Here is a 16,796-nt window from a genome sequence, read left to right on the forward strand (position 1 = left end):
CCGCACGGGTCCTCCCGGCCGCGTCGTCACCGCTGGGCGGGGGTGCTGCGGTGGATGGTCCTCGAACGGGTCAGCAGCCGCCCGCCCGGCTCGCGCACCAGCACGTCCCGCACGCTGTAGGCCGGCTGGAGGGACAGCCCGCTCTCGCCCGTCTGGGCGACGAGTGTGTAGTAGGAGATCTCCAGGGCACCGTCGTCCATCGGCTCGATGAGCAACTGGCCGAACCAGTGCTGGGTGGACACATCGCGGTAGCGGGGCAGCCTGGTCCGCATGGCGGCGATCATCTCCGCCCGGCCGCGGGTCCGCCCGCCGTCGGCGTGTGTCACCTCGCCATCCTCGGTGAACGTGTCGGCGAACCCCTCGATGTCGAGGGCGTCCGCCCGTCGCATCTGCCGGGCGTAGAACATCTGGACCTCCGCGTAGAGATCTCCGGTGACCTGGGCGACGGTCTGGGACACAACGACTCCCCTCGACGGTGTACGAGACGCCGGTCACCGTGCCCCAGCCCCCTCCAACTCCGCTGGAGACCAGGTCAATCGGGTGACGGACGCTGCGCCGCGCCTGCAGGGTGCGGCCGGTCTCAAGCGCTTGTTGAGGACGCTCCCGCAGTGTGGCGGCGACAGAGGGAATTCCGGTGCGAGGGAGAGGGATGAGGCCATGACCGACACGGCGAGCGGGCCGGACCCATCGGCGGCAGGGATCGCGCCACCGCCGGAGGCGACCCTGATGCCCCTGCTGATGGGCGGCTTCGTCACCCAGGCGATCGCTGTCGCTGCCCGGTTCGGAGTACCGGACGCGCTCGTCGGGGGGCCGCGGCAGGTGGACGACATCTCCGCGGAGGTGGGTGCCCACGCGCGCAGCCTCTACCGGCTGCTGCGGGTGCTCGGCGACTTCGGCGTGCTGGCCGAACTCCCCGGACGCCGCTTCGCGCTGACCCCCGTGAGCGAGCTGCTGCGCAGCGACCATCCCGCCTCGCTGCGCGGCCTCGCGGTCCACTTCGGCTCGGACTTCCACCGGGCCGCCTGGAGCCACCTCTACGAGAGCGTGCGCACCGGTGAGCCGGCCTTCGACAAGGCCCACGGGCAGCCTCAGTTCGAGTACTACCGCAGCCACCCGGAGCAGGCCGCGATCTTCGACGCGGCGATGACGTCGGTTGCCTCGGCCATCTACGCCACTCTGGCGGCCTACGACTTCAGCCGCTTCGGCACCGTCGCCGACATCGGCGGCGGCAACGGCGCCTATCTGTCCGGCATCCTCTCGGCGACCCCAGGACTGAACGGCATCCTCTTCGACCTGCCGGACGTCGTCGCCCGCTCCGAGCCGGTACTGACCAAGGCCGGGGTCGCCGACCGCTGCGAGGTCGTCGGAGGATCGTTCTTCGACGGAGTCCCCGGCGGCGCCGACGCCTACGTGCTGACGGCAGTCGTCCACGACTGGGACGACGAACGTTCCGTGGCGATCCTGCGCAACGTCCGGGCGGCCATGCCCGAGCATGCCACCGTCCTGCTCGGCGAGCCCGTGGTCCCGGACGGCCCCGAGCCCTCGGTCACCAAGCTCCTCGACCTGGAGACGCTGGTCGGCACGACGGGCCGGCAGCGCACCGAGGCCGAGTTCCGCGACGTACTGGACCGGGCCGGGTTGCGGCTGACGCGGGTCGTCCACAGCGACGGCCCCGACAGCCTCGTAGAGGCGGTGGCCCGCTGATGGCCGGACCCGACAGCGCCACGACCACGACGGAGGACGAACGCCCCATGAGCAGCGAACCGGCGCTGGAGAACAGTCTGCGCCTGCTGGAGATCGGTGACGGCTTCATCTACGCACGGGCCCTGCATCTCGCGGCCGAGCTGCGGATCGCCGATCTGCTGGCGGAGGGGCCGCGTTCCGCGCTCCACCTCGCCGACGCCACCGGGACGCACGCCCCGAGCCTGCACCGGATGCTGCGGACCCTCGCCGCGTGCGGGGTGTTCACCGAGGTGGCGCCGGGCGCCTTCGGGCTGACGGCGCTCGCCCAGCCGCTGCGGTCCGACCATCCGCATTCGGTCCGTACGACGGTGGCGCAGGGCGGACGACTCACCGCCGAGACCTTCCGGCACGCCGAGCACGCCCTGCGTACCGGTGAGGGCGCCTTCGAGAAGACCTTCGATCAGCCCGTATGGGAGTACCTGAAGGAACATCCGGAAGAGGGCACGGACTTCGACACGGCGATGCAGGAGCACAGCCGGGTCGAGCAGGCCGCGGTCGTCGAGGCGTACGACTTCTCGGGCGCCACACGGATCGTCGACATCGGCGGCGGCAACGGCACCCTGCTGGTCGCGGTGTTACGGGAAGCGCCCGAGGCCACAGGGGTGCTCTTCGACCTGCCGCACGTGGTGGAGCGGAACCGGATCGGGGAGAGCGGGCTCGCCGACCGCTGCGCGATCGTGGGCGGCGACATCTTCGGCGAACTGCCGGCCGGAGGCGATCTCTACATGATGAAGTCCGTGCTGCACGGCTGGACCGACGACCAGGCCGTGTCGATCCTGGAAGGCTGCCGGCGCGCCATGAGGCCGGACGGCCGGCTGCTGCTCATCGAGCGGGTCATCCCCAAGGGCGACACCCCGCACGCCAGCAAGGCATTCGACTTCGCCATGCTGGTCATGGCCGGTGGCCAGGAGCGCACCGGCGACGAGTACACAGCCCTGCTGGAGAAGGCCGGGTTCCGGGTCGCCCGGGTGATCGGCACGGCGTCGGTGCAGAGCGTCGTCGAAGCGGTGCCGGTGGGCGAGCGTCCCCGATGACCGGGACGCCCCCGACGCCGACGCGCCCGGCCCGTCCGCCGACTGCCGTGAGAGAGAGCCCAGCTGCACTCCAGCGCCCCGTGACAACCTCTGGTCATGGACGCCAAGGGAAAGATCGCTCTGGTCACCGGAGCCACCAAGGGGATCGGGTACGAGACTGCGCGCGGCCTGGGCGCGCTCGGCGCCACGGTGCTGGTCGGCGCCCGCGACGCGGAACGAGGTGCGGCTGCGGCGGCGGCACTGCGTGAGCGGGGCACGGACGCGCGTGCGCTGTACCTCGACGTCACGGACCCGGCGACGGCCGAGGCCGCGGCGCACCTGGTCCAGGAGCGGTACGGGCACCTGGACATCCTCGTCAACAACGCCGGGATCAATGTCGAATGGCCCGCCAGGCAGCCCAGCGAGGTGACCCTCGACGATCTGCGGACCACCATGGAGACCAACGTCCTCGGCGTGGTCACGGTCACCAACGCCCTGCTGCCCCTGCTGCGCGCGGCGGCGGCCGGACGGATCGTCAACGTGTCGAGCGAGATGGGCGTACCGGCCTGGCTGTCCGGTACGGAGATGCCCGCCATGACCGCCTACAGCCTGTCGAAAGCGGCTCTGAACATGCTCACGGTGCTCTACGCCAACGAGCTGCGGGACTCCTCCGTCAAGGTCAACGCCTGCTCGCCGGGGTTCGTCGTCACCGACATCAACCGGGGCGCCGGTGTGCTGACCGCGGAGGAGGGCGCGCGGATCGTCGTGGATCTGGCGACCCTGGGTGAGGAAGGCCCCGCCGGGGCCTTCCTCAACGACATCGGCCCCGTCTCCTGGTGAGACGGGGCCGGTTGCGCGCGGTCAGCGGACCCGGACCGGCAGCCGGTCGAGGCCCCGCATCATCACGCTCGGATGCCATACGAGGGCGGCCGGGTCGGCGTCCAGGGCCAGGCCGGGGCAGCGCTCGACCAGAGCGCGTACGGCCGTCGCGACCTCAAGCCGGGCGAGCGGTGCTCCGAAGCACATGTGGATGCCGTGGCCGAAGGCCAGATGACCGCCGCAGGCACGGCGGATGTCGAAGCGCTCCGGGTCCGGGAAGCGGGCGGGATCGTGGTTGGCCGGCGTGTTGCCGATCAGGACCAGCTCACCACCGCCCGGTATGACGGTGCCCCCGATCTCGACGGGTTCCGTGGTGAAGCGGTGCAGGGACGTGCCCGTGGGACCGCTGTGGCGCAGCATCTCCTCGACCGCCCCGTCCAGCAGCGACATGTCCGCGCGCAGATCGTCCAGTTGGTCCCGGTGCTGGAGCAGCGCGAGCATGCCGTTCGCGATCAGTCCGGTGGTGGTCTCGTGCCCGGCGATCAGGAGCAGCAGGGCCATCCCCGTCAGCTCCTCGACGGAGAGGGCGTCCTCGTCCTCGGCCTGTCGGCGTACGAGCGCGCCGAGCAGACCGTGCCCGGGGTCGGTGCGCAGAGTCGCCAGGAGTTCGCTGAGATAGCCGACGAGTTCGCCCATCGCGGCTTCGGCTCCGCCGCCGCCGAGCCCCTTGGTGACCTGGGTCGACCAGTGGCGGAACCGGTCGCGGTCGGCGGCGGGGACCCCGAGCAGTTCGCCGATGACGGCCGCCGGCAGCGGGAAGGCGAAGTCCTCGACGAGGTCTGCGCGGCCGTCCGCGCGGGTCAGCATGCGGTCGATGAGTTCGTGCGTGATGTCATGGACCCGCGGCCCGAGTTCGCGGACGCGCCGCGGGGAGAACTCCTTGGCGACCAGTCGGCGAAGCCGGGTGTGCCGGGGCGGGTCGGACATCAGCATGTGCGGGGTGGGGGGCAGCTCCACCGCCCCCATCTGCGGCCCCGCGTTGCGCCAGTCGTTGGACAGCCGGGGGTCGCCGAGCGCGGCGCGCGCCTCTTCGTGACCGAGCACGAGCCACGCCGTGAAGCCGTCGGGGAGCCGCACCCGGTGCACCGGCCGCTGCGCGCGCAGCCGCGCGTAGACGGGGTGGGGGTCACGGACGAAGTCCGGTCCGAGTGCAGCCAGATCGACGGTGTCGACCTCAGTGGCCATGACGGTCTTCCTTTCGACGGTCCCGGTGTCGCAGAAACCGTACGAAGCGGCGCTGGAGGGCAGGTCGGCTGTCTCTCGCACGCCGGGCCGGCCGCCTCGAAACACCGCGGCTCAAGCAGCTGTCGAGCCGGTCGGAGGATCGTTGTCGGGTCAGCGCGGCAGCAAGGGACGGAGGGCGACATGAGTCAGCCGGCACAGGGCTCCACCACCTCGGTGGACGTCCTGGTGGGTACCTGGGCGGAGGAACTGTTCCTCACCGACGGTACGTACACCAGCACCATCCGGTTCGTGGAGAACGGCCGGGTGCTGCTGCTGAAGGGCCCGCGCCCCGGCTGCGTGGGCGCGGGCAACTGGCGTGCGAAGGGCGACCATGGCTTCTGGTGCCAGATGGCGGAGCTCGTCCTCGACGGGAGCGGTGTCCTCACCGGGTGGGTGGACATCGAGCAGGACCTCGTTGTGAGCGGCGACACGCTGACCGGCACGGGAGTCGCCCATGTCTACGACGCCGACGACACGCTGGTCGCCCGCTCCGGCATCGAGGTACGGGCCGTACGTCAGTGACCGGACCGGCACATGGCCCGACGGCCCCGGACGTCAGGCGTGCGCCCCCGCGGTCACTGTGCCGATGGTGAGTTCGGGCCGGCCTTCGAGGACCGCCGCCACCCGCTCGACCTGTTCGTCCAGCAACGCGCGGTGGGCTGCGGAGAGTTCCGTGAGCGGCTCCACGGTGATGAACAGCTTCTTGCCGGACCGGCGCTGATGCCAGACCCCGCGGACCGTGCCGTCGATCAGGAGCACCGGGTAGTTGCCCGCCTGGCCGCTCGGGGTGAGGGCGCGCTCGGCGGCACGGCCCGGGAAGAGGCGGTCTCTGGGCTGGGCGGCCACCACGTAGGCGTCGAAGTAGGGCAACAGCCGTACTCCGCGCGGCGGTTCCGAGGGGAACTCGGTGTCGCCGGCGTTGACCCATGCGGGAGTTCCCTCGACATCGACGCGCTGGACGAGGCCGCCACTCTCAAGGGACGCGAACAACTCGGTGGCCCAACCGCGCGGCGCGTTCAGCCACTTTGCGTAGTTCTGCGGAGTGGCCGGGCCGTAGGCGCGCAGGTAGTTCTCCAGCAGCCGCGCCTGCCCCTCGGTCCCCTCGACGGTTTCGAAGCCCGGCAGATGGCGCTGCGGGTTGGTGTAAGTCACCTTGCGGCCCTTGTTGGAGCCGAAGCACAGGACGCCGCGGTACGAGGCCAGGGTGACCGCCTGCCGCCAGCGTGGCCACATCCCCTGGAAGGCGGGCATGACCAGGTCGCCGGCCCACGGCCCGGCGATGTCGACGACGGCCTCGTTCAGCTCGTCGACGGTGAGTTCCGAGTCCGCGAGCGCCTTTCCGATGGCGGCGATCACCTCCTCCGTCTGCTCGTCCGTCATCCGGACGTGCTGCGGAAAGGGGTTGGCCGGATGGGGCATCGTCGACAGGGCGGCGATCCACATGGGCAGATCGGCCGTGGGCAGCAGATGGACGGTGCCGCGCGGGCCGTGCGTCTTCACCAGGCTGCGCTCGTCCCACAGGGCGGTCCGGACGTCGCCGCGCGTCGCGGTCCCGGACCTGATGCCGATGGAGAGCTCGGCGGCCGACAGGACCTGCGCGTGCGCGCCGCACAGGGCGCGGACGAGCGCGGCGGGGCTGGCCGCGGCGGACGGCGCGGCCAGGGCGCTGCGCGCCGACCGCCGGGCGGACACTTCGCTCCACGACAGCTGTTCGGCCCGGGACTTCATGGATCTCCTTCGTGCTCGGCGGCGGTGCGGCGACCCTTCCTGCCCGGTCGCGCCAGAGAACGACCGGAGGCGTGACGAGCGGTCGCCGGCCTCGGCCACAGCATGCCGCAGGTATAGGACATCTCCCGGCCTAAATGATCTCTATTGTCGGGAGAGTTCTCTGCACCACCCAGGAGGAGCGCCATGTCCGTCAAGCCGGTTCCCGACGCCTACGCCACGGTGACGCCGTGGGTCATCTCCCACGACACCGCCCGTCTCATCGAATTCAGCAAGGAGGCATTCGGCGCCGTGGAACTCGGCCGCTTCGTCGGCCACAGCGGCAGCATCGAGCACGCCGAGGTACGTATCGGTCACTCCGTGGTCATGATGTTCGACCACCCAGGCACGCCCGACTGGCCGCAGACGCCGGCGTTCCTCCGGTTGTACGTGGAGGACGCCGACGCGGTCCACGCGCAGGCCGTCGCGGCGGGCGCGGCCTCGGTCACCGAGGTCACCCATCTCTTCTTCGGTGACCGCGTCGGGCGGGTGCGCGACCCCCTGGGCAACATCTGGTGGATCCAGACCCATGTCGAGGACGTCAGCGACGAGGAACAGCTGAGGAGGCTCGACGATCCCGGATTCACCGCCGCGATGGCGTACGTCCAGAGCTCCGAGTTCTTCCCGGAGCGGGTGTCAGGCCAGCGCGGTTGACGACGGCGGGACGGTCGGCACGGGATCCGCGCGCCTGCTCCAGCGCCGCATGGCCGGCGCCTCGATGAACGTGTGCAGAAGCCAGGCGAGAACCAGGCTGCTCACCAGCGTCACCCCGGTGAGCAGGAACGCGTCCCCGGTCGACAGCGGCTTCGTCCAGTTCTCCAGGTGGATGGCGCCGATCGGCCCGTAGCTGACCACCAGGAAGTGCACCATGTAGAAGGCGTATGAGATCTCACCGAGCCGGACCATGGCCCGGCCGCCGCACCCGGTGCGGCGGCCGCGCAGATCGGCCGTGGCCGCCGCACCGACGAGCAGAGCCAGCGGCAGGGCGGTCGGCGCCACGTACCGGTAGGTGTCGGTCAGCAGGGCGCCGCCCGTGAACGCCCCTGCGGCAAGGAGCGCGGCGACGCCGAACGGCAGCGGAATCCAGCGCCCGCTGCGGATGACCAGTGCGGTCAGGATGCCGAGGACGAACTCCAGCAGCCGGGTCACCGGGAAGTGGTACACGAACCACACCTGCCACCACGGGTCGCTGCTCGCCACCATGTACGGCCGGTCCGGCAGCAGCCCGGCCAGCAGCGGGACCACGCACATCGCGACGACCAGGCCCACCACCCACCACCACAGCCGCTGCGGGCGGATACGCCTCGCCGCGATGAGCAGCCAGGGGAAGGACAGATAGAAGAGGAGTTCGCAGGAGAGCGACCAACTCGGTGTGTTTGAACCGAAGTTGAGGATCACGTCCTGTCGGGGTATCCAGGCCTGCACGAGGAACAGCGTGGGCACGGTGTTGGCCGTGGTCACCGCCACTCCGGTGTACAGCATCAGGGCGACGGCGGCCGCCAGGGTCACTAGATGATTGGGGAAGATCTTCACCAGGCGTCTGCGCCAGAACGCGACACGGGTGTCGTCCGGCGCGGCGACCCAGGTGAGGACGAAGCCGCTGAGCACGAAGAAGAAGGACAGCCCCACGGGCCCGGCGTTGGCGACCAGTCGCTCGTACCAGGACACCTTCGGGTCCCCGAGACGGGGCAGCAAGCTGGTGCCCGCATGGCAGAGCATCACCATGAGTGCGGCGAGGAAGCGCATCCCGGTGAGCGAGGGGAGACGCGACTGCGCGGTCGTGGGCGAAGGCGCAGGACGTGGCACGGGCACGGTGACTCCTTGGTTGCGAGCTTTGGCCGGTCAGCGTCGGGCGGCGGTGAGTCGTTCGAGGGTCGGTACGATGTCGTTCGGACTGGGCATCGAGAGCCAGTCCGTGCGCAGCCGGTCCGCGTTCTCCCGGAAGCCGGCGTCGGTCAGCAGACGCCGCAGTTGCCGGCGTATCTCCGCGGCCGGCCGCGCCGCGTCGACGGTCAGCCCGACGCCGCGCGCGGACACGTGGCGCGCGTTGGACGCGTAGGCCACGGCCCTTTCATCGCTCACGACGAGTTGGGGCACGCCGTGCGCGATCGCGGTCGACAGGGTGCCGATGCCTCCGTGGTGGACGATCGCCGCACAGGTCGGCAGCAGCAGATCGAGCGGCAGGTAGTCGACGGTTCGTACGTTGTCCGGAACGGCCCGACCGGCGAGTTGGGAGGCGTCCAGCGTGGCGACCACCTCGGCATCCAGGCCGTCCACCGCCTCCAGGAGCGTTTCGACCAGCCCCAGGTCGTTGCGGTACGCGCGCTGCGTGGTCCCCAACGACAGCGCCACACGCGGGCGTTCGGGCGCCGCGTCGAGCCAGCGAGGCACGACGGCGTGCCCCGCGTACGGGATGCGGCGCACGGGAACCGTCCGGCCGCGGAACGGCAGCCGCATGTCGGGGAGCATCGGGTCGATCGTGAACCGGCCGAGCAGCAGTTCCGTGTCGACGTCCACGCCGTGCCGCTCGGCCGCGGGCCGGACGGTCTCCGCCACCGGGTCCCGCAGCCCGGCGTCGGCCAGTTCCTTGCGGTGCCCGTCGATCAGCAGCTCCGCCCGGCCGATGTAGTCGGGCCCCCACAGCAGACGGGCCTGGGCGGCACCGCAGACCCGCGCCGCGACGGCGGCCGACGGCCAGTTGGGATCCCACAGCACCAGGTCGGGGTGCCAGCCGCGCGCTGCCTCGACGAGGGCGTCCACGCTCGTCCAGCGGTCCTGCCCGGCGTTCTCCTTCGGGTGGAACAGCCGCGAGGCCGCGAGTGTGTACGTGCTGAACGTCGTCCACAGGTCGTCGTCCGGAGGGACGGACAGCGCCGCGGTGAGCCGTTCCCTGTCCTCCGCCGGCAGCAGGAAGTCCCCGACCGCCGCAGGCGAGGGCACTGTGTCCGGGGTGCCCAGCTCGATGGCGTTGACTCCCGCGTCGGTGATGGCACCGGAGAGGTCGGGGTGGGAGGCGACGCAGACGTCGTGTCCGGCTCCTTGAAGCGCCCAGGCGATCGGAAGGGCCGGGTGGAGATGTGCGGTCAGGGGCCAGACCACGATCATGACGCGCATGGCGAACTCCTCTGGCTGCCGGCGGGGCGGGTGGTATCGCGGCTCAGGCGACCTCGGCCTCGACGATCGACATCAGCGAGTTCGTCGGCAGGACGCGGACGACCTTGAAACCGCCCTTGGCGAGGATCTCGGTGAACTCGCCCTGTGTGCGCTCCTTGCCGTCGTGCACGACCATCATCATCACGTCGATGGTCTTGCTGGCGTCGGGTTCGTTGCCCGGCGGGATGACGGGGTCGACGACCAGTAGCTTGCTGTCCTTGCGCATCCCGGAGCGGACGGCCTTCAGGATCCGCAGGCAGTCCTCGTCGCTCCAGTCGTGAAGCACCGACTTGAGCAGGTAGTAGTCGGCGCCCTGCGGCACGGTCTGGAAGAAATCGCCGGCTTGCGCACTCCAGCGGCCCTCGATCTCCGGGGTGTCCAACTGGTGCTCGGGGATGACCGATTCCTGGTCGTACAGGACACCGGTGACCGTCGGGTTGGCGGCGAGCACCGCGCGCAGCAGACCGCCGGTGCCGCCGCCGACGTCGATGACCTTGGAGCCGACCGGGAACGCGTATGCCTCGGCGACGCTCTGCGCCCAGAGCCGGGAGAACCCGGCGGCACCACGGTTGAACAGTGAGGCCAGCTCCGGCTGCGACTGGAGGTACGGGAAGAACTGGGCGCCGAAGATGTCGTNGAGGCCAGCTCCGGCTGCGACTGGAGGTACGGGAAGAACTGGGCGCCGAAGATGTCGTCGAAGACCGTGTGGCCGCTGCGCACGGTCTCGTGCAGCTTGGCGATCGGCTTCCAGTACAGGTCCTCACCCATCATGAGAAAGCTGTCCCTGAGCGAGCCGGGTACCCCTTCGCGGAGCAGCTCCGCCATGGGCGTGAGATGGAACCGCCCCTCCGCGTCCTCGCGGAAGACCTCCCTGGTGGCCAGGTAGCGCATCAGGCGCCGAAGGTGAGGGCCGTGCAGTCCGGTGGACTCGCCGAGCTCCATGGGGGGGCGGGGACCCTCGGCGAGCTTGTCGGCGACACCGGCCCGGGTGACGGTGTAGAGCGAGGCCGTGTAGAGGTAACCGTTCATGTGCTCGGACAACCGCGCGCTGAGCTCGGCGGTGTCGTGCTGAGCAGATGCCATCGTGGGTGCCTTCCGGATCAGGGAGCGGGGAGGAAGCCGTCGCGGGCCCGGTCACGGGCGCGTCGTACTCCTACGGTGTCCGAGCGGACTTGAGGGGCGATACAGAGCGGCTTGCGGAGGACGCAGAGGTGCGGGCGACGCCCTGTCCCGGTACGGCACAGCCCGTTCCGCCGCCGGGCGGGCGTGCGGAACGGGCTGTGCCGAGCTGGGTCAGTGAGCGGGGGCCGCCGCTGCGGACTCCCCGTCGGTCTCCTCCTCCGGCGGCGGTGTGAAGGTGAAGACGCCTCCGTCCTTCGGGAGGGCGAAGACCAGCAGGAAGACGATCGCGAAACCGGCCGCCACCCACCACATGGAGGTGCTGAAGGCGTTGATGTAGTCGTCGGCCGTGGGGCCGCGGCCGCCCGAGCCGTCGAGGCTGCGGAAGAACGACAAGGACGTCAGGCCGAGCCCGATCGCGGTGCCCAACTGCATGGTCGTGCTGACCAGACCCGAGGCCGATCCAGCGTGGGCGAACGGCACTTCGGACAAGATCGCGCTGGACAGCGGCGCGACGATCAGGCCCATGCCCACACCCACCACCGCCATCGCCAGCAGCACGTGCCACGCCTGGATGTCGGTGCCGAAGTGCCGGGCCTCCCACAGGTACAGCAGCGCGCCGACGAGCATGATCAGAGTGCCTGCCTGGAGCACCTTGCGCCCGTACCTCGGGACGAACGACTTGATGGAGCGGCCGGCGAGCAATGCCACGGCGATGGACAGCGGGATCGTCACCAGGCCCGCCCGCAAGGGGCTCCAGCCCAGGCCGATCTGCAGGTACAGCCCGCCGACCAGGCCGAAGATGCCGAACGACACGGAGAACGTGAGCTGGAGCGCGATTCCGCCCGCGAAGCTCTTCAAGCGGAACAGCGGCAGTTCGACCAGCGCCGACCTGCCCTGCCGCAGCCGCGAGCGCTGGTACAGGACGAACACGACGACGAGCACCAGGCTGCCGGCCAGGCAGCCGAAGCTCCAGGCGGGCCAGCCCAGTTCACGTCCCTGGGTGAGCGGGTACAGCAGGGCCAGCATGGTGGCGGCGGCGAGAAACACCCCGACGAGGTCCAGGCGCAGGGCGTCGGGCGCCCTGGAGTCGTTGATCACCCGCAGGCCGATGAGGAGACCGGCGATGCCGATGGGCAGGTTGATCAGGAAGATGGGGCGCCATTCGAGGCCGAAGAGGTTCCACTCGGTCAGCACGGCGCCGATGAGCGGCCCGGCGACGGCTCCGATACCGAAGATCGCGCCCACCATGCCGAACACCTTGCCCCGCTCGTCGGCGGGGAAGGTGACATGGATGATGGACAGGACCTGGGGGACCATCAGCGAGGCCATGGCGCCCTGAAGGATGCGTGCGGTGATCAGCATTTCCGGACTGCCGGCGACGGCGCACAGCGCCGAGGCGATCGTGAATCCGCCGACCCCGATCAGGAACAGTCTCTTGCGGCCGAAGATGTCGCCGAGTCTGCCACCGGTAATCAGGCCGATGGCAAATGTGAGCGTATAACCACCTGTGATCCACTGGATCTCGGCGAACGATGCGTCGATGTCCGCGCGGATCTTGGGGAGCGCGATATTGACGATCGTGGAGTCGACGAGGTCCAGAAAACTGGCGGTCAGCAGCACGGCCAGCGCACGCCATCGATGAGGGTCAGGGGCTGGGGGAGCAGCCTCCTCATCAAGGGCAGAGCTCATGGCATTCTCCTTGCAACGGGACGTGGGGGACATGGTTAAGAAGTCGAGTGTTCCCGATGCCGCTCGATTCCCGCTCGAGTCCGGCTGGACCCGGATGCCCACCCGCGCACCGCGGTTCACGTGCGCGCGCCCCGAACCGAAGGATCACGCCCGCGCGGCGGACGGTGCACTCAGCTCGACCAGCCGCTCCAGGGCCGGGACGACGTCTCGCGGGTTCGGCATGGCCGCCCAGTCCGCGTACAGGGAGCGGGCCCCGCGCCGGAACGAGGGGTCGTTCAGGACGCTCAGCAGCCGCTCGCGCATCGCGGGCACGGAGTCCTTCCTATGGCTGAGGGGCAGTCCGGCGCCGTGGCGGACGGCGCACGCCGCGTAGAACTCCGCCTCGGGCCCGTCGTCCACCTCGATGAGCTGCGGGACCTGGTGGGCCACCGCGGCGGTGAAGGTTCCGCCGCCGCCGTGGTGGATGATCGCCGAGCAGTGCGGCAGCAGCTCGTTGAGCGGAAGGTAGCTGATGACCCGTAGGTTGTCGGGCACTTTCAGCCCGGCCAGCTGGCGCTCGTTGAGGGTGGCCACCACCTCCACGTCCAAGCCCTCCACCGTCTCCAGGAGCGCGCCGACCATCGCGCCGTTGCTCCAAAAGTCCCGTCCGGACGTACCGAGCGACAGCGCGACACGGGGCCGCGACGAGGACCGCAGCAGCCAGTCCGGCACGACCGCGGGCGCGGTGTAGGGCAGTCGGCGCATCGACAGGGTGCGGGTGGCGGCGGGCAGCCGTACGTCCTCCAGGGTCGGGTCGATCGTCCACTGCCCGAACATCAACTCGTCGTCGGCTTCCACGCCGTACCGCCGCGCCGCGGTGCGCAGCGGCTCCAGCAGCGGATCGGTCACCCCGGCCGCCATCCCGGCCGCGTGCGCCTCGCACTTGTCGCGGGCCCACTGCCAGTAGTCCGGGCCCCACAGCAGACGTGCCTGTGCCGCGCCGGAGCACCGTGCGGCGACCGCCGCGGCCGGCCAGCACGGGTCCCACAGCACCAGGTGCGGCCGCCACGCGCGGGCGAACTCCACCAGGCCGTCCGCGCCGGGATGCGGGTCCCCGGGAGCGAGCTGGACGGGGTGGAACATGCGCAGCGTGGTGAGGAGGTAGGTGGTGACCATCGTCCACTGCTGACGCTCGTCGGGCGCGACGTCCCAGACAGCGGCGAGCTGTTCGCGCTCGGCCTCGCCGGGCACGTAGTCACCGCCGGTGGACAGGGCCGGCATCCCGCCCGCAGCGTCCAGGGCCACCGCGGTCAGCCCGGCAGCGGTGACGGCACCGGCCAGATCGGGGTGCGAGGCTACCCGTACCTCGTGCCCCGCGGCCTGCAGGGCCAGGGCCAGCGGAACCATCGTGTTGAGGTGGGCCGGGGCCGGCCACACCGTGAAGAGAACGCGCATGGGGCGACTCCTGCTCTGGGGCGGGCATACGCCACCACGATGGGCAACGGCTCTCGGATCCGGCTTGAGCCTGCCGCTCCCTCCGCCCGCCTCCTCCGAGCCGGAGAGAGGTGCAGGTCCAGCGGTGGTGTAGTGGACTTCTAGCCGCCTCCGGCACGATCTCGCTCAGTCGGCGAAGGACACCGGGAGGAGACCCGATGCGCGTCCTGTTCGTGGTGTGGCCCGTACAGGCTCACTTCTATCCTCAGATACCGCTGGCATGGGCCCTGCAGGGAGCGGGGCACGAGGTGTGCGTCGCCTCCCACCCCGATCTGGCCGACACCATCACCGCCGCCGGGCTGTCGGCGGTCCCGCTGGGCAAGGACACCGGCATGCCCGCGCTGGCGACCATCGGCGAGTACGTGACGGGGGAGGAGCAACGAGCGGCCTTGGCCGACCGGTTGGGCATCGCGCCCGCCGACCGCTCCTACCCCTGGGACATGTACAGCTCCTACTACGTGCCCGAGATCCGGATATTCCACCCGGAGGGTGCCACGCCCCAGGACGCCAACCCGGGCGCCGACGACCTGGTGAGGTTCGCCCAGGGCTGGCAGCCGGACCTGGTGCTGTGGGAGGGGGTCTGGCTCGCCGCCGCGGTGGCGGCGCGGTCCTGCGGAGCGGCGCACGCACGCTCGTTGTGGGCGCCCGACTACCTGGGCTGGGGCAGGGCACGGCACCTGGCGGCCGGCCTGGCGGACCCGTTGGCTGAACTCGTCGGCCCGGTGGCCGAACGCTACGGCGTGCCGGTGGACGAGGAGTTGCTGCTGGGTCAGTGGAGCATCGACCCCACACCGGCGAAGGTGCCCCGCCTCACCGACGTCCGCACGGTCCCTGTCAGGAGGGTGCCCTCGACCGGTGCCACCGCTCTGCCCGGCTGGCTGCACCCCAGGCCCGAGCGGCCGCGGGTGGCGCTCACGCTGGGCGCGTCGATGCGGAACTACATGATCAACAAGCCGCTGATCTCCGCCATGCTGGACATGATGGACGGCCTCGACATCGAAGTGGTGGCCACCTTCAACGAAGCCCAGCTGGCGGACCAGCGGGTTCCCGACAACGTACGCACCATTGACTACATCCCGCTGGCGCAGCTGCTGCCGACCTGCTCGGCGATCGTCCACCACGGGGCCGGCGGGACCATGTCGGCCGCGACTGCCCACCGGGTGCCGCAGCTCATCGAGATGGACGGTCTGGAGGCGCATCTCTACGCGCCCTACGTCACCGGCCTCGGCGCCGGCCTGACCGTCGACCACCAGAAGGACTCCACGTCCGAGATGCGCAAGCAGTTGCTGCGGCTCGTGGAAGAACCCTCCTTCCAGGCCGGCGCCGACGCGCTGCACGCGGACTGGCTCGCGCTGCCGGCGCCCGGCGACATCGTCCCCACCCTGGAGAGGCTCACCGCACAGTTCCGTGACCGTTCCTGACCGGCTGCACGGTGAACGTCCCAGCTCCGCGTGCGCGGAGTTCCGCGGGCCCTGGGCCCCTTGGCTGAAAGTTACCGCGATGGCCATCGATGCCTGCCGCATCTGCGGCAACCACGAACTGCTGCCCGTGCTCGACCTGGGCGCACAGACGTTGACGTGTGTGTTCCCCACCAGCCCCGACGCCGACGTGCCTGCCGTCCCGCTGGAACTCGTCCGGTGCTCGCCCGTCGGCTGTGGCCTGCTGCAACTGCGCCACACCGCTGACTTCTCCCTGATGTACGGCGATCACTACGCCTATCGCTCCGGGATCCGGCCGTTCATGATCGAACACCTTCGGAGCAAGGTGGACATGCTCACCGGGATGGTCGACATCGGCTCCAACGACCTGGTGCTGGACATCGGCAGCAACGACGCGACGCTGCTGCGCTGTTACCCCGCCGACGGGCCGCAGTTGGTCGGCGTCGACCCGTCCGCAGGGAAGTTCCGCGACCGCTACCCGGCCGGCGCCGAGCTGATCGCCGACTTCTTCTCCGCCAAGGCATTTACGGACCGCTTCGGCTCCCGCAAGGCCAAGGCGGTCACGTCGATCGCGATGTTCTACGACCTGCCGCGGCCCCTGGAGTTCATGCAGGACGTCAGCGACATCCTGGCTGACGACGGGGTGTGGCTGATGGAGCAGAGCTACATGCCGGCGATGCTGGAGGCGACCGCCTACGACGTGGTCTGTCACGAGCATCTCGAGTACTACGGCCTGCGACAGATCGAGTGGATGGCCGAGCGCACCGGACTGACCGTGATCAGCGCGGAGCTGACCGAGGTGTACGGCGGCAGTCTCAACGTCGTCCTGGCCAAGAACCCCGCCCGGCACCGGGTCGACCTCGCGGGAGTCGAGCGGATCCGGGCCCGCGAGAGCGCGCTCGCCCTGGACACCATGGCGCCGTTCCAGGCGTTCACCGAACGTGTCCACCGCTACCGGGAACAGCTCGTCGAACTGCTGGCGGACTCACGCAAGGCGGGCAGGCGGACGCTCGGGTACGGAGCCTCCACCAAGGGCAACGTCATCCTGCAGTTCTGCGGACTGGGCCCCGACGAACTGGAGTGCATCGGCGAACCGAGCGAGGAGAAATGGGGCTGTTTCACACCCGGCACCGGCATCCCCATCGTGTCGGAGAAAGAGGCCAAGTCCCGCAAGCCGGACCAGTTGCTCGTACTTCCCTGGATCTACCGGGACGGTTTCCTTGAGCGGGAGCGCGAGTACATGGCCCGCGGCGGCAGGCTGGTCTTCCCCCTGCCCGCACTCGAAATCGTCTGATCC

The 16,796-nt window shown here is 70.2% G+C and carries 15 protein-coding genes and 1 pseudogene; 7 read left to right on the plus strand and 9 right to left on the minus strand.

What is annotated here, in order from left to right; genetic code table 11:
* Positions 1–26: 26 nt before the first annotated feature.
* Positions 27–458, minus strand: a complete 432-nt coding sequence (locus KM933_RS10295; RefSeq protein WP_308013329.1) for a nuclear transport factor 2 family protein — start codon at positions 456–458, stop codon at positions 27–29.
* A 199-nt stretch (positions 459–657) separates the two neighbouring features.
* On the opposite strand from KM933_RS10295, the gene KM933_RS10300 reads away from it, so the two are divergent.
* The 3 genes from KM933_RS10300 to KM933_RS10310 all read left to right on the plus strand — a co-directional run bounded on the left by KM933_RS10300 (position 658) and on the right by KM933_RS10310 (position 3,596).
* Complete coding sequence (locus KM933_RS10300) at positions 658–1,704, plus strand: methyltransferase (protein WP_221350473.1); 1,047 nt, start codon at positions 658–660, stop codon at positions 1,702–1,704.
* A gap of 47 nt (positions 1,705–1,751) precedes the next feature.
* On the plus strand, positions 1,752–2,777 hold the full coding sequence (locus KM933_RS10305) for a methyltransferase (protein WP_221350476.1): 1,026 nt from the start codon (positions 1,752–1,754) through the stop codon (positions 2,775–2,777).
* A gap of 96 nt (positions 2,778–2,873) precedes the next feature.
* Entirely contained in the window at positions 2,874–3,596 is a 723-nt protein-coding gene (locus tag KM933_RS10310) for an SDR family NAD(P)-dependent oxidoreductase (protein ID WP_221350478.1), read from the plus strand.
* Positions 3,597–3,617: 21 nt separating this feature from the next.
* Here KM933_RS10310 and KM933_RS10315 read toward each other — a convergent pair whose 3' ends face one another.
* Positions 3,618–4,820, minus strand: coding sequence for a cytochrome P450 family protein (locus tag KM933_RS10315; RefSeq protein WP_221350480.1), 1,203 nt, complete (start codon positions 4,818–4,820; stop codon positions 3,618–3,620).
* A gap of 180 nt (positions 4,821–5,000) precedes the next feature.
* Between KM933_RS10315 and KM933_RS10320 the strand changes: the two genes are divergently transcribed.
* The gene (locus tag KM933_RS10320) at positions 5,001–5,381 is read left to right on the plus strand and encodes a hypothetical protein (RefSeq protein WP_221350482.1); all 381 of its coding nucleotides are present in this window, start codon (positions 5,001–5,003) and stop codon (positions 5,379–5,381) included.
* 33 nt (positions 5,382–5,414) lie between these two features.
* On the opposite strand, the gene KM933_RS10325 is transcribed toward KM933_RS10320, so the two are convergent.
* Entirely contained in the window at positions 5,415–6,587 is a 1,173-nt protein-coding gene (locus KM933_RS10325) for a winged helix DNA-binding domain-containing protein (RefSeq protein WP_221350483.1), read from the minus strand.
* A gap of 183 nt (positions 6,588–6,770) precedes the next feature.
* Here KM933_RS10325 and KM933_RS10330 point away from each other — a divergent pair, with 183 nt between their 5' ends.
* The gene (locus KM933_RS10330; RefSeq protein WP_221350485.1) at positions 6,771–7,277 is read left to right on the plus strand and encodes a VOC family protein; all 507 of its coding nucleotides are present in this window, start codon (positions 6,771–6,773) and stop codon (positions 7,275–7,277) included.
* Here the strand turns inward: KM933_RS10330 and KM933_RS10335 are convergent.
* The 6 genes and pseudogenes from KM933_RS10335 to KM933_RS10355 all read right to left on the minus strand — a co-directional run bounded on the left by KM933_RS10335 (position 7,260) and on the right by KM933_RS10355 (position 14,021).
* Entirely contained in the window at positions 7,260–8,435 is a 1,176-nt protein-coding gene (locus KM933_RS10335) for an acyltransferase family protein (RefSeq protein ID WP_221350487.1), read from the minus strand. The two genes, KM933_RS10330 and KM933_RS10335, sit on opposite strands and share 18 nt — an antisense overlap.
* A 30-nt stretch (positions 8,436–8,465) precedes the next feature.
* Positions 8,466–9,737 carry a nucleotide disphospho-sugar-binding domain-containing protein gene (locus tag KM933_RS10340; RefSeq protein ID WP_221350489.1) on the minus strand — a complete coding sequence of 424 codons (1,272 nt, stop codon included), beginning with the start codon at positions 9,735–9,737 and terminating at the stop codon, positions 8,466–8,468.
* Between the two features lie 43 nt (positions 9,738–9,780).
* Complete coding sequence (locus KM933_RS10345) at positions 9,781–10,527, minus strand: methyltransferase (protein WP_221350608.1); 747 nt, start codon at positions 10,525–10,527, stop codon at positions 9,781–9,783.
* Positions 10,528–10,646: 119 nt separating this feature from the next.
* A pseudogene (locus KM933_RS40575) lies at positions 10,647–10,859 on the minus strand (methyltransferase family protein); the annotation flags it as partial.
* 210 nt (positions 10,860–11,069) lie between these two features.
* On the minus strand, positions 11,070–12,587 hold the full coding sequence (locus KM933_RS10350; RefSeq protein ID WP_221350490.1) for an MFS transporter: 1,518 nt from the start codon (positions 12,585–12,587) through the stop codon (positions 11,070–11,072).
* A 144-nt stretch (positions 12,588–12,731) separates the two neighbouring features.
* Positions 12,732–14,021 (minus strand): nucleotide disphospho-sugar-binding domain-containing protein, encoded by a 1,290-nt coding sequence (locus KM933_RS10355; protein ID WP_221350492.1) that lies wholly within the window; start codon positions 14,019–14,021, stop codon positions 12,732–12,734.
* 197 nt (positions 14,022–14,218) lie between these two features.
* Between KM933_RS10355 and KM933_RS10360 the strand changes: the two genes are divergently transcribed.
* The gene (locus tag KM933_RS10360) at positions 14,219–15,481 is read left to right on the plus strand and encodes a nucleotide disphospho-sugar-binding domain-containing protein (protein WP_221350494.1); all 1,263 of its coding nucleotides are present in this window, start codon (positions 14,219–14,221) and stop codon (positions 15,479–15,481) included.
* Positions 15,482–15,560: 79 nt separating this feature from the next.
* The gene (locus tag KM933_RS10365; protein ID WP_221350496.1) at positions 15,561–16,793 is read left to right on the plus strand and encodes a class I SAM-dependent methyltransferase; all 1,233 of its coding nucleotides are present in this window, start codon (positions 15,561–15,563) and stop codon (positions 16,791–16,793) included.
* The last annotated feature ends 3 nt before the right edge of the window (positions 16,794–16,796 follow it).

The sequence above is a fragment of the Streptomyces beigongshangae genome, assembly GCF_019710745.1.
Classification (GTDB): Bacteria; Actinomycetota; Actinomycetes; order Streptomycetales; family Streptomycetaceae; genus Streptomyces; species Streptomyces beigongshangae.